Here is a 23,080-nt window from a genome sequence, read left to right as displayed (position 1 = left end):
TCGAGGATCGAAGTTTAGGCAAAGCCCCCTCTCATGAAAAACGCTCCAGAAAACCCACAAATGCAGCGCCTTCTCGCGATCATGGCGCAACTGCGCAATCCGGATGGCGGATGCGAATGGGATCTGGCGCAGGACTTTGACAGCATCGCGCCTTACACGATCGAAGAAGCCTACGAAGTTGCCGACGCGATTGAACGCAAGGATATGCAAGAGCTCAAATCCGAGCTTGGCGACCTCCTGCTTCAAGTCGTGTTCCATTCCCGCATGGCCGAAGAAGCCAATCTGTTTTCGTTTGAGGATGTTGCGCGCGCCATCTCAGACAAGATGGAGGCACGCCATCCGCATATTTTCGGCGATGAAGACGGCGTTATGGATGGCAAGCGCTGGGAAGATCTGAAGGCGGCTGAGCGTGAACGCGAAGGCTCCTCCAGCGCTATGGATGGCGTTGCCAAGGCCCTTCCGGCGTTGATGCGATCAGAAAAGCTCCAGAAACGAGCCGCGCGGGTCGGGTTTGAGTGGCATGACGTCAAGGGGCCACTTGAGAAGCTGCAAGAAGAGCTCGAGGAACTTGAGCAGGCGGAGGAGGATGAGCGGCTGATGGAAGCTGGCGATGTCCTGTTCGTCGCGGTCAATATCGTACGGCGCTATGGCGTGGATGCAGAACAGGCTTTGAAGGCCTCAAACGCCAAGTTTGAGCGACGGTTTCGCGCAATGGAAGCGCTTGCGGCTGCTGATGGCCATGATTTCAGCGCACTGTCCCTGGATAATCAAGAGATCTATTGGCAGCGCGTGAAAAAGGGCTAGAAAACAGGGCTATAAAGTGTTATATTGACCCAATTCCTTGGGGTTCAAACGCACGGTTAGACGGGTCTGAGGCCCCTGCTCGCCTTCGCCTGCATCCACTTCTTCCAGCACATCACCATGCGCGTGCAGCCAAGCGATCCGGCGACCATCGGACAACGGCAATGTGAGCGTGAGCTCTTGCGCCTTGGCGGTTAGCATGGCGGCTATTGTGTCCGCGAAATCATCTAGTCCCTCGCCGCTGATGGCTGAGAGCAGCACAGCGTCCTGGCCTCCCGCAGCGTCCCGCAGTTCGGACAAGCGGTCTGGGGCGATCAAGTCGGCCTTGTTCCAGACTTCGAGGATAGGTATCTCGCCTGTGCCCGTCTCTGGGTCGACAACATCAAGATCACCCAGTACTTCAAGCACTTGCTTCTTTTGCGCTACGTGAGCCGGGTTCGCCATATCGCGCACATGGCAGATTATGTCAGCGCCTGTGACTTCTTCCAAAGTCGCCCGGAAAGCGGCGACAAGCTGCGTTGGAAGATCGGAGATGAAACCCACCGTGTCGGACAGGATCGCCTTCTCGACGCCTGGCAAACTGATTGCGCGCATGGTCGGGTCCAGTGTGGCAAAGAGCAAGTCCTCCGCCATCACATCAGCACCCGTCAAGCGGTTGAAAAGCGTTGATTTTCCTGCATTGGTGTAGCCAACCAGCGCGATCACAGGCCAAGGCGCCCTTCCCCGACGATCACGATGTAACGCGCGGGTTTTGCGGACCTGCTCCAGCTCACGCCGCAGCCGGCCCATGCGTTGACGGATCATCCGCCGATCAGCCTCAATCTGAGTCTCACCCGGACCGCCGAGGAAGCCAAAACCACCCCGTTGCCGCTCAAGGTGAGTCCAGCTGCGGACCAGGCGGCTCTGTTGGTAGTCCAGATGCGCAAGCTCAACCTGCAAGCGGCCTTCTGCTGTCGCCGCTCGCTCGCCGAATATCTCAAGGATTAGCCCGGTGCGGTCGATGACTTTGCGTTTGAGCTTGTCTTCCAGATTGCGCTGCTGGATGGGCGATAGAGCGCCATCGACGACGACCAGCTCGCACTCATATTGCTCACACCAGACCTTGATATTCTCGACCTGACCGGAGCCAAACAGCGTGTTGGGCTGCATCTGGCGCACCGTAAGTACCGCTGAATGCTCGATCACCACACCAATGGCGAGCGCAAGTCCCTCCGCCTCAGCCAGCCTTTCGGCCGCGTCTAGGTCGTAGGAAAGCGTGCGCACATCCGGGCACAAGACAAGGGCCCGCGCACCGCGGGTGACCTCGTCCATGAGGGTTTCGTCAAAGCTCAGATGTCGGCCCCAAGGTCATCGTCATCATCAAAGCCGCCCTCATCCGCGTCGTCATCCCCATCGGAGAGATCGACCGGCGTGGCGGGCTGAATGGTGGAGACCGCATGTTTATAGGCCAGCTGGACCGCGCCATCACGTTCAAGCAGCATGCAAAACAGATCGTAAGCCGCGATCCGGCCTTGCAGCATGACGCCGTTCACAAGGAACATCGTCACTTCGACCCCGGCGTCGCTTACGCGGCTGAGAAAGACATCCTGTAGCTGGCGCTGCTTGCCCCCGCCTGTGCGGCTCGCAAACTGCTCTGCATCGACTTGGCCGCCGGGCATGATGGTGGAAACCGCGTGCTTATAGACCAGTTGCGACTGACCATCGCGCCGCAGCAGGATCGAGAAATTGTCGAACCAGGTCACAATGCCCTGCAACTTCACGCCTTTGACCAGGAACATGGTCACTGGCGTCTTGTTCTTACGCAGCAGGTTGAGGAATGCGTCCTGAAGGTTGGCTTGCTTGGATCCCTTCCCCGACGAAGAGCCATCAGGGGTTGATCGAGGGCGCGCTGAGAGGGTTCGCCCGGTGGACATATTTATGCTCCTATTGTTGTTGGCGGCCGTCTTTACGGTCCGCAAATACGCAGAGTCTAAGTGACAAGCTGCGTTGACACTATCATGACGATTGCGGCGCGCCCGCGCAAGCCCCTGATTTCAGGCTTGAAATTTAGTCGGGTTTTCTAGCCCTTACGCTCAACCTCGCGCCGGTCAGCCATTCCAAGCAGCTTCAGCTTGCGGTGCAAAGCGGAGCGCTCCATCCCAATGAAAGTAGCGGTTTTTGAGATATTGCCCGAGAAACGCCGGATCTGAATGGTGAGATATTCGCGCTCAAAGCTCTCCCTCGCCTCTCGCAAGGGTACGCCCATCATGGTCGAAAGACCGGGGCCAGAGCCTGCAAGCCTGCCGCCGGTGATCTCTGCGGGCAGCATGTCGGTTTCAACCGTGGTGAGACGTTCGCGCGGGGTCATGATGATTGTACGCTCGACCACGTTGCGCAGCTGGCGGACATTACCGGGCCAGTCATAGGCTTGCAGCGCGGCCATCGCCTCTTCGCTGATCTCAGGCGGTGGGATGCCTTGGTCGGTCGAATAGCGAGTGAAGAAATGCTCAGCGAGTGTCGGGATATCGTCGCGCCTGTCTGCGAGCGATGGGATCGTCACAGGCACCACGTTGAGGCGATAGAACAGGTCTTCGCGGAACCGCTTTTCCTCCATTTCCACCGCAAGGTCGCGTGTCGTGGAGGACACCACGCGGACGTCGACACCGATCTGGCGCGTGCCGCCGACGCGGACAAAGCTTTGTTCGGTAAGGACGCGCAAAATGCGAGCTTGGGTGGAGAGCGGCATGTCCGCGACTTCATCAAGGTAGAGCGTGCCGCCGTCTGCCAGTTCCAGAAGTCCAGGGCGAACCTGTTTGCCGTCCGCTTCCTCTCCGAAAAGCTCTTGCTCAAAGCGCTCCGGAGTGATGCGCGCCGAATTGACCAGCACAAAGGCGCTGTCGGAGCGGTTGCTCCATGCGTGAAGCATTCGGGCGGCCACTTCCTTGCCTGCGCCAGCAGGGCCGGAGATCAGAACGCGGCTGCCCGTGTTCGCGACCCGCTTCAATGTGGCACGAACGGCGTTAATCGCGCTGGAATTGCCCGTAAAGTCGGAGCCACCCCAGCTGGCATCGCGCAGGTTTGTGTTCTCGCGCCGAAGCCGCTCGGTTTCCGTCGCGCGTTCGACCAAGAGGAGCAGGCGTTCCGCCTCGAACGGCTTCTCGATAAAGTCCATTGCGCCGCGCCCAACGGCAGAGACGGCGGTGTCGATATTTCCGTGACCAGAGAAGATGATGACGGGCAGATCGGGCTCGCGCTGCTTGATCGCGTCTAACGTTTCGAGCCCGTCCATTTCGCTTCCGTGCAGCCACACGTCGAGCAGGACGAGACTGGGGCGCCGTTCATCAATCGCGGCCAGGGCGCTGGTCGAATCCGCAGCGGTACGACATTCATAACCTTCATCGCCGAGCACGCCGGCCACTAGGTCGCGAATATCGCGTTCATCATCGACAATCAGGATTTCGAGCGACATGCGCCTCTCCTTGCACGGGTAATTTTCAGGGGGTTGGGGGTATTTCTAAGGCTCATCCAGCGTCGTCCTCGCTGGGTTCGGGACGGCGGGCAAAGCGTAAGGTGACGCGCGTTCCGCCATTCTCAGCGCTCGCAAAGCTCATGTCGCCGCCATGTTCGTCGACGATCTTGTTGACGATGGCGAGGCCAAGGCCGGTGCCCTTCTCTCGGGTGGTGACATAGGGCTCGACGATACGCTCGCGGTCGGTGGGCAGGCCGATGCCGTTATCCTCAACCGCAATGGCGATCCAATCGCCTTGGTCGACGAGGGTTATGCCAATGGCTCCAGTGTAGTCATCATCCTCATCGGCCGCCCTTGCCTCGACGGCTTCGACCGCGTTCTTGAGCACGTTGGTCATCGCCTGACCCAGCTGGTGGCGGTCGCACTGTATCTCCCGGTCGCCCATGTCGCTTGCATCCTCACCAAAGGCGATCTGTGGATGCGCGACCTGCTGGAGGAAGATTGCTTGCCGGACGAGGTCGAGCGCGTCTTCATTGCGGAACACGGGCTTGGGTAGGCGCGCAAAGGAGGAGAATTCGTCAACCATCTTGCGGAGGTCTCCGACCTGCCGGACGATAGTGCTGGTAAGCTCATCAAATAGCTCCCCGTCCACTTCCTCAACCTGTTTGCGATAGCGGCGCTTTAAGCGCTCGGTCGCGAGCTGAATGGGAGTGAGCGGGTTCTTGATCTCATGCGCGATCCGGCGAGCAACGTCGGACCAGGCGGCCTGACGTTGATCGAGCAATTGGCGCGTAATGTCCTCAAACGTCACCACATGGCCGCTTGTTTCTGGCGAGACGGTGACGGCCAGTGTCAGCAGCTCACTCCCGCGCGGATGGGTGACGATCGCGCGGTCTTTGCCCTCTGCAACAATGGTGGCGATTTCGGGCGAGAGGTCAGACAATGATTGCCCCACCAGATCGCCCTCGCCCCCGTCCGAAAGCAGCGCCTGTGCCGATCCATTCATCAGCAGCACGCGGGCGTCTTCGTCGACGGAAATCACTCCTGCGGTGACGGATTCGAGCACCGCTTCCATAAACGCACGGCGATCATCGATCTGGCGGTTGGCGCTGACCAGTGCGTCGGTCTGCTTCTCCAGCTGCGAGGTCATGCGATTGAAGGCACGGTTTAGCAGACCGATCTCATCGGCTCCGGTCCGCCCTTCCACCCGCAGAGCGAAGTTGCCCTGCCCCACTTTACGTGCCGCTCCGACCAAATCGGTCAGCGGCTCAACCTGACGGTCTGCGAAGCGCAGAGCAAACCAAACTGCGATACCGACGAGCAGCAGGCTCATCGCGACCAGCGCGATGTTGAAGCGGAGCTGCAGGTCCCTCGCCTCGCGCGTCAGCGTCGCATAAGCGGTTGAGATGGCCTGCGCGTTGGACCAGGCGTTGAACGTCGCCTCTTCAGTGGTGCGCGCATTGTAGAGGTAGATGCCAGCCTCACGGTCAATCGGGGCGACCGCCGCGATGCGTTCTGAGCTGGCCTCGATCACCACTAGCTCACCCGCATCAAGCCTTTGCAAAGCCCCCTCACTCCAAGCGATGGGGTCATTGCCTTCAAGCAGGTTGAGCGCCACGGCTGTGCGCAGGGTGTCGTCCTCCATCCGCTGAAGGATCACACTCTCAGTGAATTCGCGCCCCTGCATCTGGTAGAGGTAGAAGTCCACGAAATCGGGATCTGTGATGGGCACGCGCAGCAGGATTTCGCGCATATCGGTGGCCATGACGATGGAGTTTTGCTCCACCTCGCGTTGGTTCGCATCGTAGTAGCTTTGCGCGAGCGAGTTTGCGTTCTCCATCAATCCTCGCGAGTCATCAGAGAACCAGAAGGCGACGCCAGTCTGGAACAGGAACGCCGCAAAGCCTGCCACCAGCAGCGTTGGGATCACCGCGACCATGGAGAAGAAGAACACCAGCCTCACATGTAGCCGCGCGGTGCTTCCTGCGGCTCGGCTGAGCGCCATGCGCCGCCCAATTAGGACAAGGATCGCCATGGCCGGGATCAGGACTGCGACCAGCAGCAACGACACTTGCAGGGCAGGAAGCCCGCCGGAATCCTCAGGCTGGCTGGTGTACGCGAAGTAATTGGTGACGACGGCACCGATCAGCGCAACGACTGCGAGCCCTTCCATCCATGCAAAGATGTTGGCCCGCCGAGAGCTTACGATGAACTGACGCCACCATCTCGGCGTCTGGCGCGGCGGCTGTCTGGGCGCCTCACGCGAGCCGTCGAGCGGCGCCGTGTTGGCCGCTTCTTGCTCGCTTAAGTCTCGATCCTCACCAGGATGCGCCGCTGCACTGCCCATAGTTGCGCAGTTACAACGCCGCTGTTGCAATCATGCAAGCACAAAGTGGCAATTCTGCCGCAGTTCTGCGTTAAACCGGTCTTGCGAAGCGATCAGGCTCAATGCCGAGCTCACTGATACGCTTGCGAAGAGTGTTGCGATTGATGCCGAGGTGCTTGGCCGCGCGCAGTTGATTGCCGCCGGTTTGGCCAAGGGCGTGCTCAATAAGGGGCTTCTCAAAAGCCGCCAATGCGCTGGAATAGACTGTGCCGGGGACAGGCTCCTCACGTGTCAGCCAGATCTCGAGCGCGGCCCCAATACCGCCCTTCTCTTCTTCACCGTCATGCGCAAATGGCGCTTCTTCGCCCAGAATGTCGAGCAGGCTGCCAGCGTCGATGACATCCTCGCGGCTCATCAGGGCAAGGCGGTAAATGACATTGCGCAGCTCGCGCACATTGCCGCGCCACCCGCGCGCCTCCAAGGCTTCTACGGCATCCGCAGACAATTGCCTGCGCGGCAAGCCGTCTTCCGCCGCTTGAGCGAGGAAGTGGTTGGAAAGGACTTCGACATCTTCGCGCCGGTCGCGCAAAGGCGGCAGCTCAATCGGCACGACGTTCAGGCGGTAGAACAGGTCTTCGCGGAACTTGCCTGCGGCGATCATGGGTTCAAGATCGCGATTTGTGGCAGCGATAATGCGCACGTCCACCGCAATTTCTTGCCGCCCACCAACGCGCCTAATGCGCCCTGATTGCAGCGCACGCAGCAGCCGAGTCTGGGCCTCAGCCGGCATGTCACCGATTTCATCGAGGAAGAGCGTGCCGCCATTGGCTTGTTCAAACTTACCAATGGCCTGAGCCACCGCTCCGGTAAACGCGCCCTTCTCGTGGCCGAAGAGCTCACTTTCAACAAGGTCAGCTGGAATGGCCGCGGTGTTGACCGCCACAAATGGCCCCGTTCGGCGGCTGCCCAGCTGATGGATTGCCTCCGCGACCAATTCCTTACCCGTGCCGCTTTCACCGGTGACGAGGACTGTCAGATCGTTGCGCAGCACACGCGTGATCATGCGGTAGACGCCCTGCATCGCGGGACTGCGCCCAACCAGCGGCATGCCATCACCGTCTATTTCGGGAGCAGCGCTTGCTTCTTCCTCAGTCCCGGTGCCCGCCGCTTGCATGACCGCGCGCACCAGCTCATCCAGGTCGAACGGCTTGGGGAAATACTCAAAGGCATCGCTATCGCTGGCTCTGACTGCCGTATCGAGCGTGTTCTGAGCCGAAAGCACGATCACTGGCATGTCAGGCGCGTGATCCTTGACCTCGCTCAGTGTGGCGAGCCCGTCTCCATCTTCCAGCATCACATCGGTGAGCATCACGTCGAATTTGCCGTCGAGCAATTGCGCATCGCGCTCACGGATCGAGGTGCAATGAGTGATGTCAAAGCCCTCATCCTCCAACGCGGCGAGGATAACGGTCGCAATGGCGCGGTCATCTTCGACCAGCAGAACTTTGCTTGGCATTTACGCGCCTTCCCCTCTTGTCTTGGACTTTTTGCGGCTTTTCTCGACCTTGCTGCGCGCCATCGGCAGATGCAGACGAAAATGGGTGAGCCCGGCCCGGATATCGCGTTCATGACTGATGGAACCGTTCATGTCGCGCACCAGCTTGCGAACCAGCGCGAGACCCAGTCCCTGGCCTGATTGTTTCGAGGAAACAAAGGGTTCAAACACATGGTCGCGCACCGCTGGGTCGATGCCTGCACCATTGTCGCTGACGGTAATCTCAATCGGCAGTCGCACAGCGCGGCCAAGGCGAATGGCGCTAAAGGCTAGGCCGCTGACGAAGCGGGTCTGCACGGTCACTTCGCCGCGCGCGCCGGTCGATGCAGCATCGCGGGCATTGCTGATGAGGTTGATCAGCACCTGCTCCAAAGCATCGCGATTGACCCAGGCGGGGGGAATTGAGGGGTCAAATTCTTCCTTGATCTCCACCCCAGCTGCGCCAGCTGCGCGCACGGTGGCAATGGCAGAGCGGATGGCCTCGTGCGGGTTGCACTCCGCCGCAGCTTCTGAACTGCGCGAACCCAGCTGTTGCATCCGGTCAATGAGCCGCGCGATGCGGTCCACCTCATCCGTGATCATCCGGGCGAGTTTCTTGTCCTTCAGCGGCAATTTGCGCGCCGCAAGCTGAGCCGCTCCGCGTATGGCGGCGAGTGGGTTCTTGATCTCGTGCGCTAGGATGGACGGCGCACCTAGTGACGAGGCTATCTCATCATCGCTGCCCGTTTCCTCATGCCCGATCTCAGACAGAGTGATGACCCGCCACCCGGTAAAACCGCTGAGCGCTGAAACCGTCATGTTGACGCGCTTCTCCGTTTCACCGGCGGTAATGCGAATGTCACGCGCGACGAGCGCGGATTCCGCATCGCTCAAACGGTATTCGACACGCGGATCGAGCGGTCCGATGACCTCGGTGAGTGGTTTGCCAATCAATCGACTTACGCTGCGACCCAACATGTTTTCTGCGGCATGATTTGCCTCGCAAATAAGCGTACCCGGATCGACTAGGAGGACCGCAAAGAGCAGCCCAGAAATCTGTGCCCCGGCTGAGGGGCGTGAGGGGTCGAAGCTGGCCAGATCTGACTGACTTGGCTCGGTGGTCGCATCCGTCGGCTTCGCACCAGGTACCTTCGTCATCCTCAGGCCGCTTTGGCGGTGCGGTTGAGGAAGGGCTGATAGAACCGCTCAATTTCGCCCAGTACCTGGTCCGGATCGTCGATCGAGTTCGCATGATGGCGAAACTCTGCCGAACCATGCATGCCTTTTGTATACCAGCCCAGATGCTTGCGCGCGATTTTGGTCCCGACATTGCGGCCATAATGATCGAGCATGCGATTATAGTGCTCGACGAGCGTCGCATATTGCTCGTCAAAGCTGGGAGTCGGAATGCTCTCACCCGTGCGCCACCAGTGCATGACTTGGCCGAGCAGCCATGGCTTGCCGTAGGCGCCGCGCCCGATCATGAGCCCGTCCGCACCCGATTGCTCGAGCGCTTTGGACGCGTCTTCGATCGTGCAGATATCGCCGTTGACGATGACGGGAATGTTCACCGCTTCCTTCACCTTGCGGATGAAGGACCAGTCGGCAGAGCCTTTATACATCTGGTTGCGCGTGCGTCCGTGCACAGTGATCATCTTGACCCCCAGGTCTTCAGCAATGCGCGCCATTTCTGGTGCGTTGAGGCTCTGATGATCCCAGCCCATGCGCATTTTGACCGTCACCGGCACATCGACCGCCTTGACGGTGGCTTCCATCAACTTGGTCGCGAGCGGCACTTCGCGCATCAAGGCAGAGCCTGCATATTGCCCTACGACTTTGCGCACCGGGCAGCCGAAATTGATGTCGATGATCGCGGCACCGTTGCCTTCTTGCAGCTTGGCCGCCTCGCCCATCGATCCCGGATCGCAGCCAACCAGCTGCATCGACACTGGCTCTTCAGTCTTGTCCCATTCAGCCTTTTGGATCGACTGACGCGTTTCGCGGATAGCTGCCTCGCTCGCGATCATCTCAGTCACGTTGAGGCCAGAGCCATAGCGCCGCACCAGAGTGCGAAACGGCATGTCGGTCACGCCGGTCATCGGCGCGAGCAGGACAGGCTCGTTGATCGTGACCGGACCAATCTGGATTGGCTTCAAGGCCGGAGGGTTTGGAAGCTGTGTCATGGAGAGGAGTGCCTAAATTATGGGCAGCGCATAGTGGATTGCGTAATATCCGTCCAGACCTTAAGCGCCTTGGCCTATGGACGATAAAGCGCCTCTTCCCCAATTTGCGGCCATCGTGGTGGCTGCTGGCAAGGGCCTGCGCGTGGGCGGCGATCTTCCCAAGCAGTTCCGTGAATGGCGCGGGAAACCGCTCGTGCGGCACTCAGTTGAGCGGCTGTTAGTGCATGGCGCTGGCGAGGTTGTTGTTGCGATCCCTGAGGGCGGCGAGGCAATTTCAGCGAGGGCTTTGGAGGGACTTTCTCCTGTGCGCTTCGTTATCGGAGGAGCAACTCGGCAGGCATCGGTGCTTAACGCGCTGGAGGCCATGTCCGGCACCCCGCCGAGGATTGTTTTGATCCACGACGCGGCGCGCCCTGACCTGCCTCGCGCGGTGACGCAAACGCTGGTTGAGGCGGTGTCTACGGTATCACCCGGAGCGATCCCGGTGCTGCCTGTGGTCGACAGCATGGTCGTTTCCACCGCCGGCGACACGATGGAAGGCACCGCAGACCGCGACACCCTCCACCGCGTGCAAACCCCGCAGGCGTTTCTCTATGACGCGATCCTTTCCGCGCACCGCGATTGGCAGGGCGAAGCGAGCGCTGGGGATGACGCGCAGGTCCTTGTGGCCAGCAACCATTCAGTTGCGCTCGTCCAAGGCGATGAGCGATTGAAGAAAATCACTTTTGAGCAGGACCTGATGGACGAACCCACCCTCCCCGCTTTCCGCATCGGTCAAGGCTATGACGTACATTGCCTGGTTGAGGGTGAGGAGTTGTGGCTGTGCGGAGTGAAGTTGGAACACACGCATGGTCTCGCTGGCCATTCCGACGCAGACGTGGCGCTCCATGCGATCACCGACGCGGTCTTGGGCGCGATTGGCGATGGCGATATCGGCACCCATTTCCCGCCCAGCGATCCGAAATGGAAGGGCGCACGGTCTGGGCAGTTCCTTCAGCATGCGGCAAAACTGACGCGTGATGCTGGCTATGCGATTGGCAATATCGACCTTACCATCATTTGTGAGGCGCCGAAGATCGGCCCCCATCGCCCCGCCATGCGCGCAGAAGTTGCTCGGCTGACACGGCTTCCTGAAGAAGCGGTCAGCATCAAGGCAACCACTACCGAGAAACTCGGCTTTACAGGCCGCGGCGAAGGCATTGCAGCGCAGGCCATCGTCGGCGTCCAACGCGCAAGTTAACCCCCTCCCTATTCAGGAGAATATCCATGAAGAAAGCCCCTTCTTTCCTCCTCGCTGGCCTTGCCGCTACAGCGATGGTCAGCGCCAGCCCCGCCATGGCGCAGGCCGATGATCTCGACCCGGCAGCAGTCGCCGCTGCTTCGCGCTATGCGCTGCCTCTGGCGTTTGATGCCTATGTGGCGACCTGCGGTGCGCAGCTCAATCATGATGGCTACGCCTTGTCGAATGCCGAGCGACTAAGCGTCAAGTTCTCAGAAGGCTCCGATGCTGCATGGCCAGCTGCCAAGCAAGCCATGATCACCATGGCCGCCGGATCGGGTGAGGACGATATGAGCGGCCTGTTCGACATGATGGGCGATGACGCAGTGCGATCTTTCATGGACGCGATGGTCGGCAGCCTTGTCGCGCAGGAAATCAAACTCGAGGATTGCGCAACGATTGAACGCGGCCTCGAAATCCTCGACCCGATGCCTGCCGACAATGTCGCGCAACTGATCGGCTTTGTCGTCGAGATGGGCCAGCGCGATGAAGCGGCTCAAGATGATGGCGAGTGGACGGGCGGCGAGTAACGGCGTGAGCAACTATCTCCTCTCCGACGAGCTGACCACCCTTGCTGAGCGCGTAGTGGCTGAAAATATCGAAGCGGGCCGCAAGATCGTGACGGCGGAAAGCTGCACCGGCGGTCTGGTTTCAGCGGCAGTGACAGAAGTGGCAGGCTCTTCCGCCGTGCTCGACCGCGCTTTCATCACCTATTCGAACGAAGCCAAGATGGAATCGCTGGGCGTGGCTCAGGACATTATCGAGACGTTTGGAGCGGTCTCCATCGCCTGTGTATGGGCCATGGCTCAGGGCGCGTTGGAGCGCTCCAACGCCGATGTCGCGGTGGCGATCAGCGGAGTGGCGGGGCCGGGCGGCGGCACCCAGCTAAAGCCGGTCGGCACCGTCGTCTTTGCCCGCGCCTATCGCAATCAGACGGGCGAGCCGGAAGGTGAGCTAAAGATGTTTGAAGGCGGTGATGGGCCCGGTGGCCGTGCCGCGATCCGCAATCAGGCGACGATTTGCGCGCTCGAATTGTTGTTACCATAAAGCACTGCTGCACGCTGCTCGAACGCTTCGACCATCTTGCGAAAGGCGCGGTCGAAGTATTGACCCGCGAGCGCTTGGAACACGCGGTTGCGGAACTGGAAGTCGACTGAAAAGTCGATCTCGCATGTGCGCTCATCCACTTCCCGGAAGGTCCAAACATTGTCGAGGTCGGAGAGCGGCCCGTCGATGTAGTGCACCGCAATCTCTCGCGGGCGGTCCTTGGTGACGCGGGAGGTAAAGCTTTCCCGCAGGCTCTTGAAGCCAACGACCATGTCGGCGACCATTTCGGTCTCGCTGTCCGAACGTACGCGGCTTGCGATGACCCAAGGGAGAAACTCGCCATAGCGCTTCACATCGGCGACCAGATCAAACATCTGCTCGGCGCTGTAAGGCAGGCGGCGGGTTTCGCGAATCCCGACCATCAGACGTTCAGTCGGTCTTTTTTGCGCAACCTCTCTTCACGAGCTGCACGCATCTGCGCAAAGTCATCGCCCGCATGATAGCTGGAGCGCGTCAGCGGGCTTGAGGCGACTTGGAGAAAGCCCTTGGCCCGCGCGATGGAGCCATAGGCGTTGAAAGCCTTCGGCGTCACAAATTCCTCAACCGTAGCGTGTTTCGGCGTGGGTTGGAGATATTGCCCCATCGTAATGAAATCGACGTCGGCAGAGCGCATGTCGTCCATCACCTGGTGCACTTCCAAGCGCTGTTCGCCCAGCCCTAGCATGATGCCCGACTTGGTGAAGATAAGCGGATTGTGCGACTTCACTTCCTCAAGCAGACGCAGCGAGGCGTAATAGCGCGCGCCGGGCCGGATCGTTGGATAGAGGCGCGGCACGGTTTCGAGATTGTGATTGTAAACGTCTGGACCCGCCTCACAGATAGCCTCAACCGCCGGACGCATCTTGCCACGGAAGTCGGGGGTCAGGATTTCGATCGTTGTGTCCGGCGTGTTGCGCCGTAAGGCTTCGATCACCTTCACAAACTGCCCTGCTCCGCCGTCGGGCAGGTCATCGCGGTCAACGCTGGTGATGACGATGTGCTCAAGGCCCATCTTGGCAGCAGCTACAGCCGTGTTCTCCGGCTCCATCGGATCAACGGCACGCGGCATACCGGTCTTGACGTTGCAGAACGCACAGGCGCGCGTGCAGACATCGCCAAGGATCATGACAGTCGCGTGCTTCTTGCTCCAGCACTCTCCAATATTGGGGCATGCGGCTTCCTCACACACGGTGTTGAGGTTGAGCTCACGCATCAATTTGCGCGTTTCGTGATACTCTTTGCTCACCGGAGCGCGCACGCGGATCCAGTCAGGTTTGCGCTGGCGAGCGGGCCGCGCTTCGCTGGTCGCGTCGTCAGAGCCGGAAGAGCTCTGGGCCGTAGGGGCATTGGCGAGATCGTTCATGCCCGCCCATCTAGTGCGACAGAGGCGGTGCTGCAAGCAGGCCTAGGCTGGCTGAGCTACTCCGACTTGCACAAAGCCTATCGGGGAACCTAAGGGGCAGTGCGTTTGTTGAGTTCAATGCAACCTCAACGCCCACCTTTTCAAGAACGGCTATCCCTAAATGTTCGAAACCGCGATCCAGACATTCACGTCTCCCGTTGTGCTGTTCTTCGTGCTCGGCCTGTTTGCGGCCTTCGTCCGGTCTGACCTCGCGATCCCAGAGCCGATTGCGAAGGCAATGTCGCTCTATTTGATGGCGGCGATTGGTCTGAAAGGCGGGGTCGCCGTCGCAAAATCGGGCATCGACGCGACCGTTATCTCTGCGCTGGGAGCGGGCATAGTCGCAGGCTTTGCCCTGCCCTTCTTCGCCTATGCGGTGCTTAAAACCTTTGGCCGACTCGACCGGATCAATTCGGGAGCAGTTGCGGCCCACTACGGATCGATCAGCGTCGTCACCTTCGTCACAGCTGTGGAAATCCTGACCGGCCAATCGCGCGAGCCGGGCGGCTACATGGTCGCAGTTATGGCCGCGATGGAGGCGCCTGCGATCCTCAGCGGCCTGTTGTTAGCGCGCGGGCTCGGTAGCAAGAGCGGTCAGCAATCGACCTCTGAAATGCTGCATGAGGTCTTCACTAACTCTTCCATCATGCTGCTTTTGGGCGCATTTGTGATCGGGATGATCGGCGGGGCGAGCGGATTTGGCGAGGTCAGCCCGTTCTTCGAGGCAGGCTTCAAGGGCGTCCTGTGCCTTTTCCTGCTCGATATGGGTCTGATTGCGGCCCGGCGGGTGATGGATTCACGCGCCATTACCTGGAGGCTCACCGCAATCGCGATCTTCCTGCCCATCGTGAATGGAGCCGCTGGGACAGCTCTGGGTGTGGTGATCGGCCTTGATGCAGGTTCTGCCGCCGCGCTTGGCGTGCTGTGCGCCAGTGCGAGCTACATCGCAGTGCCAGCGGCTATGCGGTTGGCGCTGCCCGAAGCGGATCCCGGCATTTATTTGACGATGTCGCTCAGTATTACCTTCCCCTTCAATGTCCTGATCAATATTGGTTTGATCAGCGCATTTGCTGTGTATCTCACCGGCGGAAGTGGAGTGGCGCCATGATTGAGACGGTAACCCGCAAACGGATCGAAATCCTGACCGACAAGGCGCTGCAAAAGCGCATCACCGATACGATTGATTCGGTCGGCATTACTGGTTGGACGGTTACGCCTGTGAAGAGCGGCAAGGGTCGCGAGGGCCTGTGGCGTGAGGAAAGCGTGATGAGCACGGACAAAGTCTTTGTTCTCACCATCGCGTCTGAAGATAAGGCTGAAAAACTCGCTGATGAGCTTGCCCCGATGTTGAACCCGCTTGGAATTCTGCTCCTTATGTGGGACGTACAGGTGGTCCGAGGGGAGCGGTTCTGATCACCCGCCCCTTTCGCATTGGGAGGGATGATTGCCGGAATTTGCAGAGCTTCTGAAAGGCTATCGCCGTTTCAGAGAACACACTTACCCACGCCAGAAAGAGATTTTTGATCAGACCGTCAGTGAGGGGCAGCACCCTAAGCTGATGATCATTGGCTGCTCCGACAGTCGCGTTGACCCTGCGCAGATCTTTGACGTTGATCCGGGTGATATCTTCGTCGTCCGCAATGTCGCCGCCCTCGTTCCCCCATGTGAACCCAAGCCCGGCCTGCATGGTGTGTCAGCGGCGGTGGAGTTCGCAGTCCAAATGCTTGAAGTGCGGCAGATCGTTGTTATGGGCCATGGTCGCTGCGGCGGGTGCAAAGCAGCGCTCACCAACGCCTTTGCCGATGCCAGCGAAGGCGATGGCCGGTTTGTTGCCAATTGGATCGAATTGCTGAGCGAAGCACGCGAGCCAGTGGTGCGCAAACACGGCACCACTGGGCGCAAGGCAGAGCTCGCCATGGAATTCGCCGCGATACGTCAAAGCTTGGCAAACCTGCGCACCTTCCCTTGGGTGCATGAGAAGGAAGAGGCGGGCATCCTCAAACTGCGCGGCGCACATTTCTCGATCAAGGAAGGCGTGCTCTATTCCCTCGATGAGGAAACGGGGGAGTTCCTGCCCGAAGACTAGAGGCACGGGGCCTTGGCCCTTGCCCCGCCCTGCCCGGCGGCCCATGTAACCCGGCATGACTTCTACAGAACTTAAAAACATCGCCCTGCTGATCGACGCTGACAACACGACGCCGGAGGGGATTGACCCTGTGCTGACCGTGATGGCGGAGCTGGGACAAGTGAATATCCGCCGCGCCTATGGCAACTTTGCCAAGGACAACCTCAAGCGCTGGGCTGAGATCACCAACAAGTTCGGCATCCGTCCACAGCAGCAATTCGACGTATCGAAGGGCAAGAATGCGACCGATATGGCGATGACGATCGACGCAATTGACCTGCTGTATCAAGGCAAGGTCGATGGCTTTGGCATCATGACATCGGACAGCGACTTTACCCCGCTCGTCACACGGCTGCGGCAGGATGGGATCATTGTTTATGGCTTTGGCGAAGCGAAGACCCCGCCTGCCTTCAAATCGGTCTGCACCCGCTTCATCGACATCAAACAGCTGATTGCGAATTACGCGGCGGACAAGGCTGATGTTGGGGAGAACAAGGCCAAGTCGGCGAGTAAGCCACCCAACGGATCAGTCGATGATGAACTGTTAGAATTGATCACTGCTGCCTATTCCGAGGCCAAGCGCGATGAACAAGGCTTCGCGAAGCTCCAGCAAGTCGGTCAGATCGCCGGCAACCGCTCCAGCTTCGATGTACGCAATTATGGCTTTAAGAGCCTTTCGGACCTCTTCAACACGCTCGATAACTTCGACATGGAGCGGCGCGATGGTAATCAGGTCTATGTAAAGCGCCTGCGCTGATCCCATCTGTTACAGGCACAAAAAGGGGCGCTGCGAGTATTTCGCAGCGCCCTTTTTGTTGGCCTAGGCCTTGCGGAGCTTAGCCCAGCAGGTCGGAGAGCGACGGAGCCGCTTCGCCAGCGGTTTCCTGATCGATATAGGCCAGCCACAAGCGCGCAATCGTCACGCGATTGCCGCCGACTTTTTCAAAGGTTGCGCGGGCTGCATCCATGTCGCCTGCACCAATCTGAGCGATCCCCAGACGCGTCAGGATCTCACCTTCGTCGACGCCGGGCATTGTCAAGGCGCGCTCATAGAAGGTGATCGCTTTGGCATATTCACCATAGCTCATGAAAGTGTTGCCCGTCGAACCGACAAAACGGACACTCGCATCGGCAGCATTTGCATCCCGTTCAATATCCGCCAATTCGCGGCGATCGATGCCAATGCGGGTTGTTGCGGTCTGGAGCGCCTCTTCGAGGTAGAGATTGCCCGAGGATGCGACACCAGCGGCCTGCGCCTCGCGCACCACATCGCTGACTTCCTGCGGCAGAAGACGCGGATCGGCGGCCTCGACATAGCGTTCTACGTCAGCTTCATCGTCCAGCAATCCTAGCTTGCGGTTGAGGCGCAGCAGATCGAGGCGCTCTGAAGCGCTGTATTCATTGAGATTGCGCGTCAGGTTAATCGTCTCACGCCATGAGAAATCGCTGGGATATTCAGCGACCCACATATAGGCGATATCATAGACCTTCTCAGGCATATCATTGCGGTAAGCGACTGAAATACCGCGCTGATACCAGTTTTCATCAACTGCGGCGTTGCGACTCTTCTGCATCGAGACCGCATTGTCGAAATAGGTGAAACCCTCCGCATACTCACCAGCGGAGAAATGGTTCTCAGCCATGGTAATCTGAAGCGCGGGAGCATCAATGCCATCGGTCGTGAAGTTATAGTTGATCGCGCCTTGAAGGTACTGGCGTGCCTTACCCAAGTCGCCTGCTGCGTTGGAAAGTTGATAGGCGATGAAGTTGTAACGGCCGGTCTGCTCAACTGGCACCATGCCAGAGGCGATCATGGCTTCCATACCCAACAATTGCAGCTGCTGATCCTGTGTCCGGACACCAGCGTTAAAGATCATGCTGCCGCCGGCATATTTCTCATCATTGGTGTTCATCAGATCACCAAGCTGGAAGAACTGCGCGCGATAGGGCGTCAGGTCAGCCGCTTCGTCCTTCACCGCCTCTTCAATGGGCACGTAGACTGCACGGAATTCATCACTGTAGCCGCCTCCATCGGAGTCGCCACGGTCGCGGTCCCGTTTGCGCTGGGCGCTGGCCTCAGTCGGGATTACGGCGGTCGCGACAGTTGCTGTGCCCGTCGCAAGAGCGATCCCCAAAGCAAGAGCTGAAGCACGCTGGCGCGAGAAAAGGGTAATCATCGAAGGTCCTCCAACGGGTGGTTTTCTAGGGGGCGAGCCGGGGTGGCCGAGCTGCCTTGTATATTCTGAGCGCTCCTTGAACGAGAGCACGCATGATTGCAATTCGATCTAGCGCATGGCGGCTGAACGAGGATTGAATGGTTGGAAAGATTGCTACTGCGCCTTGAAATTATCGTTCGCAGGCCAGCGCAATAACAACCCACTTCGCCTCGCATTATTCCAAGTGTGGAAAAACGTGGCTTTGGTCCGTCTTTGGAGCTTCTTCGAGTGGCGAAAAGGGGGGCGAGCGCCTACATTACAACTCCATCAATTAGACAATAAAGAACGGGCATTCGCTTGAGCGACGACACCGACATTATCGACCCCGCCGCCCCGGCACCTTCGGGCGACTATGGCCGCATCGACATCGTCGATGAGATGAAGACCAGCTATCTGGATTACGCGATGAGCGTGATCGTCAGCCGCGCACTTCCCGATGTGCGCGATGGGCTGAAACCGGTCCACCGCCGGATCCTTTATGCGTCCAAGCTCGGCAACTTTGTGGCCGGGCGTCCTTACGTGAAGAGCGCTAAGATCGTCGGCGATGTGATGGGCGATTTTCACCCGCACGGCGACAGCGCGATCTATGATGCACTCGCACGCCTGACGCAGCCATGGTCGATGCGCGTGCCGCTTATCGATGGTCAGGGCAATTTCGGCTCGATGGACCCCGATCCGCCCGCCTCAATGCGTTACACAGAAGCGCGACTGGCGCGGGTGGCGGACACGCTGCTCGATGACCTCGACAAGGACACGATCGATTTCGTCGACAATTATGATGGCCGCAAGAAAGAGCCTTCCGTTCTGCCTGCGCGCTTCCCCAATCTGCTCGTCAATGGAGCGGGCGGGATCGCAGTCGGCATGGCGACCAATGTGCCGCCGCACAATCTGGGTGAGGTGATCGACGGCTGCTTTGCCTTTATGGACAACCCGGCGATCACTTCGGAAGAGCTGATCGAGTATATTCCGGGACCTGATTTCCCGACTGCACCGCTGATCCTCGGCACAAGCGGTGCGAAGGCGGCCTACACGACCGGACGCGGATCGATCCTGATGCGCTGCCGGCATGAAATCGAACCGATGCGCGGCGACCGCGAGAGCATCGTCTTCACCTCGATCCCCTATCAGGTCGGCAAAGCCGGTCTGGTTGAGAAGATCGCGGAGGCCGCCAAAGACAAACGGATCGAGGGTATTTCCGACATTCGCGACGAAAGCTCTCGCACTGGCGTGCGCGTCGTCATCGACCTGAAGCGTGATGCGACTGCAGAGGTCGTGCTCAACCAGATTTGGCGCCACACGCCTGCGCAGTCGAGCTTCCCGGCCAACATGCTCGCCATTCGCGGCGGACGGCCTGAAACGCTGATGCTGCGCGACTTCATCCAAGCGTTCATCAGCTTTCGTGAAGAAGTCATCACCCGGCGGACCAAGTTTGAGCTGAACAAGGCGCGTGAGCGCGCGCATATCTTGCTGGGTCTGGTGGTTGCGGTCTCCAATCTGGACGAGGTCGTCGCGATCATCCGCGGCGCTCCCAATCCGGCGTCGGCGCGTGAACGTTTGCGCGCCAAGGAATGGCCGATTGGCGACATCGTGCAGTATATCCGTCTGGTTGAAGCAATTGAGCCGAGTGCGGATCAGGAGGGTGGGACTTACCGCCTCTCCATCCGTCAGGTGAAGGCAATCCTCGACCTGCGCCTGCACCGCCTGACCGCGCTGGGCCGCGACGAGATCGGGGATGAGCTGAAAGAGCTCGCCGACCAGATTGAGGAATATCTCGCGATCCTGGCTGACCGGGTGAAGCTCTACCAAGTGATGCGCGAAGAGCTGGAGGAGATCCGGGATCTTTACGCCACGCCGCGCGTGTCTGAGATCGCTCCTGCTTGGGACGGCCTTGATGATGAAGACCTGATCGAGCGCGACGACATGGTCGTGACGGTAACGCTCGACGGTTACATCAAGCGCACGCCGCTCTCGACTTTCCGAGCTCAGAACCGTGGCGGCAAGGGCCGCGCGGGGATGAGCACCAAGGACGAGGATGCGATTGCCGAGATGTTCGTCACTTCGACGCACAATCCGGTGCTGTTCTTCTCGACCGCAGGCAAGGTCTATCGCCTCAAAGTCTGGAAGCTGCCCGAAGGCGGCCCGACGACACGTGGGCGACCGATTGTGAACCTGCTCCCTGCTCTCGACAGTGATGAGACAATCCAGACCGTGCTGCCTCTGCCAGAGGATGAGGATGAATGGGGGGCGCTCTCGGTTGTGTTTGCGACGGCCAAGGGAAATGTCCGCCGCAACTCGATGGACGCCTTCACCAATATCCCATCCAACGGCAAGTTCGCGATGAAGTTTGAAGAAGGCAGTGAGGATCGCTTGATTGGCGTGCGCCTTGTCGCGCCATCCGATGACGTGATGCTGGCGGCCAAGGGAGGCAAGGCGATCCGCTTTGGTGCAGAGGACGTGCGCGAGTTCACTTCGCGGACCTCGACCGGTGTGCGTGGTATGAAGCTGTTTGATGGCGACGAGGTCGTCTCGCTCGCCACTCTGGGCGCGACCGGCACCACTCCTGAAGAGCGCGAGCAATATATCAAGTTCGCCCCATGGAAGGGCGAGAAAGAGGGTGAACCGGACCTCTCCGAAGAGCGCTATGAGATGCTTAAGGAGAAGGAGCAATTCATCCTCACCGTCTGCGCCAACGGCTATGGCAAGATCTCTAGCGCCTACGAATATCGCAAGACCGGACGCGGTGGTCAGGGTGTCGTCAATATCGACAACATTGACCGCAATGGCTCTGTTGTGGCGAGCTTTATCGTCCAGACGGGCGAGCAATTGATGCTTGTCACCGATCAAGCGAAGCTGATCCGCATCGGGCTCGAAAGCTTGCGCGTCATGGGCCGTAACACCGCAGGGGTCCGCCTGTTCAACGTTGGCAAGAACGAGCAGATCGTGAGCGCGGTCAAAATTGACGAGACCGAAGAACCAGAGAACGAGGCCGAAGAGGCCATCGCCGAGGAAATGGTCGAGCGTCGCGGCGGAGGCGACGAAACCGCTCCTGACACTACGCCTCAGACCGACAAGGATATCGGCGAAGAGCCACCCGAATAGGGCAATTGCCAAGCCTCCCCCTCCTCATTAGCCTTAAGGTCAGACTTGGGAGGGAGAGGCTCAGGTATGATTGTTGAACCATCGGGACAGGCATGCGGGGCTATTGTGCGCGGACTGGATCTGGGGCAGCCGCTGGATGCCGAAGCCACCGCTGGCATTCGGCGGGCATGGTTGGAGCATAAGGTGCTCGCCTTTGCTGACCAGCGCATGGATGACGATGCGCTGGAGCGCTTTACTCTAGCCATGGGCGGCTTTGGCCAAGACCCGTTCTTTGATCCCATCGAAGGCCGTCAGAACATCGCCGCGATCCTGCGTGAGGCGGATGAAACCTCGCCGCTGTTTGCAGAGAATTGGCACTCGGATTGGAGCTTCCTTGCCGCACCGCCTTCGGGCACCTGCCTGCTGGCGATAGATATCCCTCCGGTTGGCGGCGACACTTTGTTCGCAGACCAAGTTGCAGCCTTTGCCGCCCTTCCCGAACCCCGCAAAGAGGAGCTGCGTCACCTTACCGCGATCCACTCGGCCAAGCTGGCCTATGCCCCTGATGGCACCTATGGCGATAAAGACGCAAAAGCAGGACGTTCCATGGCGATCCGCCCAGACGAGAGCGCCAATGCCACCCGCACACACCCCCTGATCCGCACTCATCCAGAGACAGGCGAAGAGGCGATTTACTCTACGCTTGGCTATATCATCGGAATAGAGGGGATGGAGGAAAACGAAGCCATCCCGATGCTGATGGAACTTGCCGCGTGGCAATCGCGTGACGAGTTTGTCTATCGCCATCGCTGGGAGCGGGACATGCTCGTTCTGTGGGACAATCGCAGCGTTTTGCACAAAGCGACAGGCGGCTATGACGGCTATCGCCGCGAGCTACACCGGACCACGATTGCGGCCTAGGTTGTAACCCGCTCGCCGCGCAGGGTTTGCGTGACGCCCGTGGCGATCATCAATTGGCCCGCGAAGTAGAGCGGCCAGATCAGCAGGCTCGGAATATCGCCAAGGTCCACTGCCCCGCCCTGGCTAAAGATCAGCCAGTCACTCACGACAAAGAGCACCGCTCCGATACCGACGCGATAACGCGGAAAGCGGCTTGTCCAGGCGGCTGCGGCCATGGCTCCCAAAACGGCTGCGTAAATGGCGATGTCGATGCGTCCGCTCAGATAGTACGACACCAATGGCACTCCGATCAGCATGGTCGCCGCTAACAAGCGTTGACTGATGACAGTTTTTTCCCGCCGGTTGCGCATATAGAGCACGATTGCCACTGCATGGGAGGCCGCAAAGATCGCGCCACCCACCGTGAAATAGAGCTCCAAGGCCATGTCAGCGAGCGCGGACAAGGCCATAACGACGCCCAACAACACACCGTCTGCGCCCGGTGCACGGCGTATCGCATAGATCGCCAGAAAGCCGACGCCCGCGCCTTTTAGCAGGATCAGCCAGACGCCGCCGATGGGATTGTCGCGCAGGAAGTAGAACGCAACCGCGCAAGCCACCGCGGCCAGCAGCCAAGGGCGATGTTCGATCAGCGCTCGTTTTGCCATTTTGAAACGGCCCTTCCCTGATGCGGACTTGCTA

At 59.5% G+C, this 23,080-nt stretch carries 21 protein-coding genes; 10 read left to right on the top strand and 11 right to left on the bottom strand.

Annotated features, from left to right (window positions below; all coding sequences use genetic code 11):
• The first annotated feature begins 33 nt into the window (after positions 1-33).
• Positions 34-804, top strand: coding sequence for a nucleoside triphosphate pyrophosphohydrolase (gene mazG / locus AC0V6X_RS05695; protein ID WP_486183621.1), 771 nt, complete (start codon positions 34-36; stop codon positions 802-804).
• A 9-nt stretch (positions 805-813) separates the two neighbouring features.
• Here the strand turns inward: mazG and hflX are convergent, their stop codons facing one another.
• The 7 genes from hflX to dusB all read right to left on the bottom strand — a co-directional run bounded on the left by hflX (position 814) and on the right by dusB (position 10,292).
• Positions 814-2,112 carry a GTPase HflX gene (gene hflX / locus AC0V6X_RS05690; RefSeq protein ID WP_486183620.1) on the bottom strand — a complete coding sequence of 433 codons (1,299 nt, stop codon included), beginning with the start codon at positions 2,110-2,112 and terminating at the stop codon, positions 814-816.
• Positions 2,113-2,129: 17 nt separating this feature from the next.
• Complete coding sequence (gene hfq / locus AC0V6X_RS05685) at positions 2,130-2,714, bottom strand: RNA chaperone Hfq (protein WP_486183619.1); 585 nt, start codon at positions 2,712-2,714, stop codon at positions 2,130-2,132.
• Positions 2,715-2,860: 146 nt separating this feature from the next.
• Positions 2,861-4,249, bottom strand: a complete 1,389-nt coding sequence (gene ntrX, locus AC0V6X_RS05680; RefSeq protein WP_486183618.1) for a nitrogen assimilation response regulator NtrX — start codon at positions 4,247-4,249, stop codon at positions 2,861-2,863.
• A 52-nt stretch (positions 4,250-4,301) separates the two neighbouring features.
• Positions 4,302-6,596, bottom strand: coding sequence for a sensor histidine kinase (locus AC0V6X_RS05675; protein WP_486183617.1), 2,295 nt, complete (start codon positions 6,594-6,596; stop codon positions 4,302-4,304).
• Between the two features lie 70 nt (positions 6,597-6,666).
• Positions 6,667-8,091, bottom strand: a complete 1,425-nt coding sequence (locus AC0V6X_RS05670) for a sigma-54-dependent transcriptional regulator (protein ID WP_486183616.1) — start codon at positions 8,089-8,091, stop codon at positions 6,667-6,669.
• Positions 8,092-9,267 (bottom strand): two-component system sensor histidine kinase NtrB, encoded by a 1,176-nt coding sequence (locus AC0V6X_RS05665; RefSeq protein WP_486183615.1) that lies wholly within the window; start codon positions 9,265-9,267, stop codon positions 8,092-8,094.
• Positions 9,268-9,269: 2 nt separating this feature from the next.
• Positions 9,270-10,292, bottom strand: coding sequence for a tRNA dihydrouridine synthase DusB (gene dusB / locus AC0V6X_RS05660; protein WP_486183614.1), 1,023 nt, complete (start codon positions 10,290-10,292; stop codon positions 9,270-9,272).
• 76 nt (positions 10,293-10,368) lie between these two features.
• Between dusB and AC0V6X_RS05655 the strand changes: the two genes are divergently transcribed.
• From AC0V6X_RS05655 to AC0V6X_RS05645, 3 genes are read left to right on the top strand one after another with little or no spacing between them, the layout of a single operon-like run.
• Positions 10,369-11,532: a bifunctional 2-C-methyl-D-erythritol 4-phosphate cytidylyltransferase/2-C-methyl-D-erythritol 2,4-cyclodiphosphate synthase gene (locus tag AC0V6X_RS05655; RefSeq protein ID WP_486183613.1), complete on the top strand. Its 1,164-nt coding sequence runs from the start codon at positions 10,369-10,371 to the stop codon at positions 11,530-11,532.
• A 26-nt stretch (positions 11,533-11,558) separates the two neighbouring features.
• The gene (locus AC0V6X_RS05650) at positions 11,559-12,101 is read left to right on the top strand and encodes a hypothetical protein (RefSeq protein WP_486183612.1); all 543 of its coding nucleotides are present in this window, start codon (positions 11,559-11,561) and stop codon (positions 12,099-12,101) included.
• Positions 12,058-12,618 carry a CinA family protein gene (locus AC0V6X_RS05645; RefSeq protein ID WP_486183611.1) on the top strand — a complete coding sequence of 187 codons (561 nt, stop codon included), beginning with the start codon at positions 12,058-12,060 and terminating at the stop codon, positions 12,616-12,618. The genes AC0V6X_RS05650 and AC0V6X_RS05645 overlap by 44 nt, the downstream gene beginning before the upstream one ends.
• Here the strand turns inward: AC0V6X_RS05645 and AC0V6X_RS05640 are convergent.
• Positions 12,579-13,040, bottom strand: a complete 462-nt coding sequence (locus AC0V6X_RS05640; RefSeq protein ID WP_486183610.1) for a type II toxin-antitoxin system RatA family toxin — start codon at positions 13,038-13,040, stop codon at positions 12,579-12,581. The two genes, AC0V6X_RS05645 and AC0V6X_RS05640, sit on opposite strands and share 40 nt — an antisense overlap.
• Positions 13,040-14,020, bottom strand: a complete 981-nt coding sequence (gene lipA / locus AC0V6X_RS05635) for a lipoyl synthase (protein ID WP_486183609.1) — start codon at positions 14,018-14,020, stop codon at positions 13,040-13,042. Before lipA ends, AC0V6X_RS05640 begins: the two co-directional genes overlap by 1 nt.
• A gap of 160 nt (positions 14,021-14,180) precedes the next feature.
• Here lipA and AC0V6X_RS05630 point away from each other — a divergent pair, with 160 nt between their 5' ends.
• The 4 genes from AC0V6X_RS05630 to AC0V6X_RS05615 are packed head-to-tail and all read left to right on the top strand — an operon-like array spanning position 14,181 to position 16,941.
• Positions 14,181-15,167, top strand: a complete 987-nt coding sequence (locus tag AC0V6X_RS05630; protein WP_486183608.1) for a sodium-dependent bicarbonate transport family permease — start codon at positions 14,181-14,183, stop codon at positions 15,165-15,167.
• The gene (locus AC0V6X_RS05625; protein WP_486183607.1) at positions 15,164-15,472 is read left to right on the top strand and encodes a P-II family nitrogen regulator; all 309 of its coding nucleotides are present in this window, start codon (positions 15,164-15,166) and stop codon (positions 15,470-15,472) included. The genes AC0V6X_RS05630 and AC0V6X_RS05625 overlap by 4 nt, the downstream gene beginning before the upstream one ends.
• A gap of 31 nt (positions 15,473-15,503) precedes the next feature.
• Positions 15,504-16,145, top strand: a complete 642-nt coding sequence (locus AC0V6X_RS05620) for a carbonic anhydrase (RefSeq protein ID WP_486183606.1) — start codon at positions 15,504-15,506, stop codon at positions 16,143-16,145.
• Positions 16,146-16,200: 55 nt separating this feature from the next.
• A complete protein-coding gene (locus AC0V6X_RS05615; RefSeq protein ID WP_486183605.1) occupies positions 16,201-16,941 on the top strand; it encodes an NYN domain-containing protein in 741 nt (246 codons plus the stop codon).
• Between the two features lie 79 nt (positions 16,942-17,020).
• On the opposite strand, the gene AC0V6X_RS05610 is transcribed toward AC0V6X_RS05615, so the two are convergent.
• A complete protein-coding gene (locus AC0V6X_RS05610) occupies positions 17,021-18,361 on the bottom strand; it encodes a hypothetical protein (protein WP_486183604.1) in 1,341 nt (446 codons plus the stop codon).
• Between the two features lie 336 nt (positions 18,362-18,697).
• Here AC0V6X_RS05610 and gyrA point away from each other — a divergent pair, with 336 nt between their 5' ends.
• Both gyrA and AC0V6X_RS05600 read left to right on the top strand, forming a co-directional pair.
• The gene (gene gyrA / locus AC0V6X_RS05605; protein WP_486183603.1) at positions 18,698-21,499 is read left to right on the top strand and encodes a DNA gyrase subunit A; all 2,802 of its coding nucleotides are present in this window, start codon (positions 18,698-18,700) and stop codon (positions 21,497-21,499) included.
• 66 nt (positions 21,500-21,565) lie between these two features.
• Entirely contained in the window at positions 21,566-22,399 is an 834-nt protein-coding gene (locus AC0V6X_RS05600) for a TauD/TfdA dioxygenase family protein (protein WP_486183602.1), read from the top strand.
• Here AC0V6X_RS05600 and AC0V6X_RS05595 read toward each other — a convergent pair.
• Complete coding sequence (locus AC0V6X_RS05595; protein WP_486183601.1) at positions 22,396-23,046, bottom strand: lysoplasmalogenase family protein; 651 nt, start codon at positions 23,044-23,046, stop codon at positions 22,396-22,398. The genes AC0V6X_RS05600 and AC0V6X_RS05595 overlap by 4 nt on opposite strands.
• Positions 23,047-23,080: the final 34 nt, after the last annotated feature.

The organism is Erythrobacter sp. S267 (assembly GCF_057365045.1).
Note: the sequence above shows the minus strand (reverse complement) of the source record. Positions and strands in the feature narration are given on the sequence as shown.

Excerpts from the sequence above, each read along its gene's own strand:
- dusB (WP_486183614.1), bottom strand. The coding sequence starts at position 10,292 with ATGACACAGCTTCCAAACCCTCCGGCCTTGAAGCCAATCCAGATTGGT.
- AC0V6X_RS05650 (WP_486183612.1), top strand. The coding sequence starts at position 11,559 with ATGAAGAAAGCCCCTTCTTTCCTCCTCGCTGGCCTTGCCGCTACAGCG.
- AC0V6X_RS05665 (WP_486183615.1), bottom strand. The coding sequence starts at position 9,267 with ATGACGAAGGTACCTGGTGCGAAGCCGACGGATGCGACCACCGAGCCA.
- hfq (WP_486183619.1), bottom strand. The coding sequence starts at position 2,714 with ATGTCCACCGGGCGAACCCTCTCAGCGCGCCCTCGATCAACCCCTGAT.
- ntrX (WP_486183618.1), bottom strand. The coding sequence starts at position 4,249 with ATGTCGCTCGAAATCCTGATTGTCGATGATGAACGCGATATTCGCGAC.
- AC0V6X_RS05675 (WP_486183617.1), bottom strand. The coding sequence starts at position 6,596 with ATGGGCAGTGCAGCGGCGCATCCTGGTGAGGATCGAGACTTAAGCGAG.
- AC0V6X_RS05645 (WP_486183611.1), top strand. The coding sequence starts at position 12,058 with ATGAAGCGGCTCAAGATGATGGCGAGTGGACGGGCGGCGAGTAACGGC.
- AC0V6X_RS05615 (WP_486183605.1), top strand. The coding sequence starts at position 16,201 with ATGACTTCTACAGAACTTAAAAACATCGCCCTGCTGATCGACGCTGAC.
- AC0V6X_RS05625 (WP_486183607.1), top strand. The coding sequence starts at position 15,164 with ATGATTGAGACGGTAACCCGCAAACGGATCGAAATCCTGACCGACAAG.
- AC0V6X_RS05630 (WP_486183608.1), top strand. The coding sequence starts at position 14,181 with ATGTTCGAAACCGCGATCCAGACATTCACGTCTCCCGTTGTGCTGTTC.
- AC0V6X_RS05600 (WP_486183602.1), top strand. The coding sequence starts at position 21,566 with ATGATTGTTGAACCATCGGGACAGGCATGCGGGGCTATTGTGCGCGGA.
- AC0V6X_RS05610 (WP_486183604.1), bottom strand. The coding sequence starts at position 18,361 with ATGATTACCCTTTTCTCGCGCCAGCGTGCTTCAGCTCTTGCTTTGGGG.
- AC0V6X_RS05655 (WP_486183613.1), top strand. The coding sequence starts at position 10,369 with ATGGACGATAAAGCGCCTCTTCCCCAATTTGCGGCCATCGTGGTGGCT.
- lipA (WP_486183609.1), bottom strand. The coding sequence starts at position 14,020 with ATGAACGATCTCGCCAATGCCCCTACGGCCCAGAGCTCTTCCGGCTCT.
- hflX (WP_486183620.1), bottom strand. The coding sequence starts at position 2,112 with ATGGACGAGGTCACCCGCGGTGCGCGGGCCCTTGTCTTGTGCCCGGAT.
- AC0V6X_RS05640 (WP_486183610.1), bottom strand. The coding sequence starts at position 13,040 with ATGGTCGGGATTCGCGAAACCCGCCGCCTGCCTTACAGCGCCGAGCAG.
- AC0V6X_RS05595 (WP_486183601.1), bottom strand. The coding sequence starts at position 23,046 with ATGGCAAAACGAGCGCTGATCGAACATCGCCCTTGGCTGCTGGCCGCG.
- mazG (WP_486183621.1), top strand. The coding sequence starts at position 34 with ATGAAAAACGCTCCAGAAAACCCACAAATGCAGCGCCTTCTCGCGATC.
- AC0V6X_RS05670 (WP_486183616.1), bottom strand. The coding sequence starts at position 8,091 with ATGCCAAGCAAAGTTCTGCTGGTCGAAGATGACCGCGCCATTGCGACC.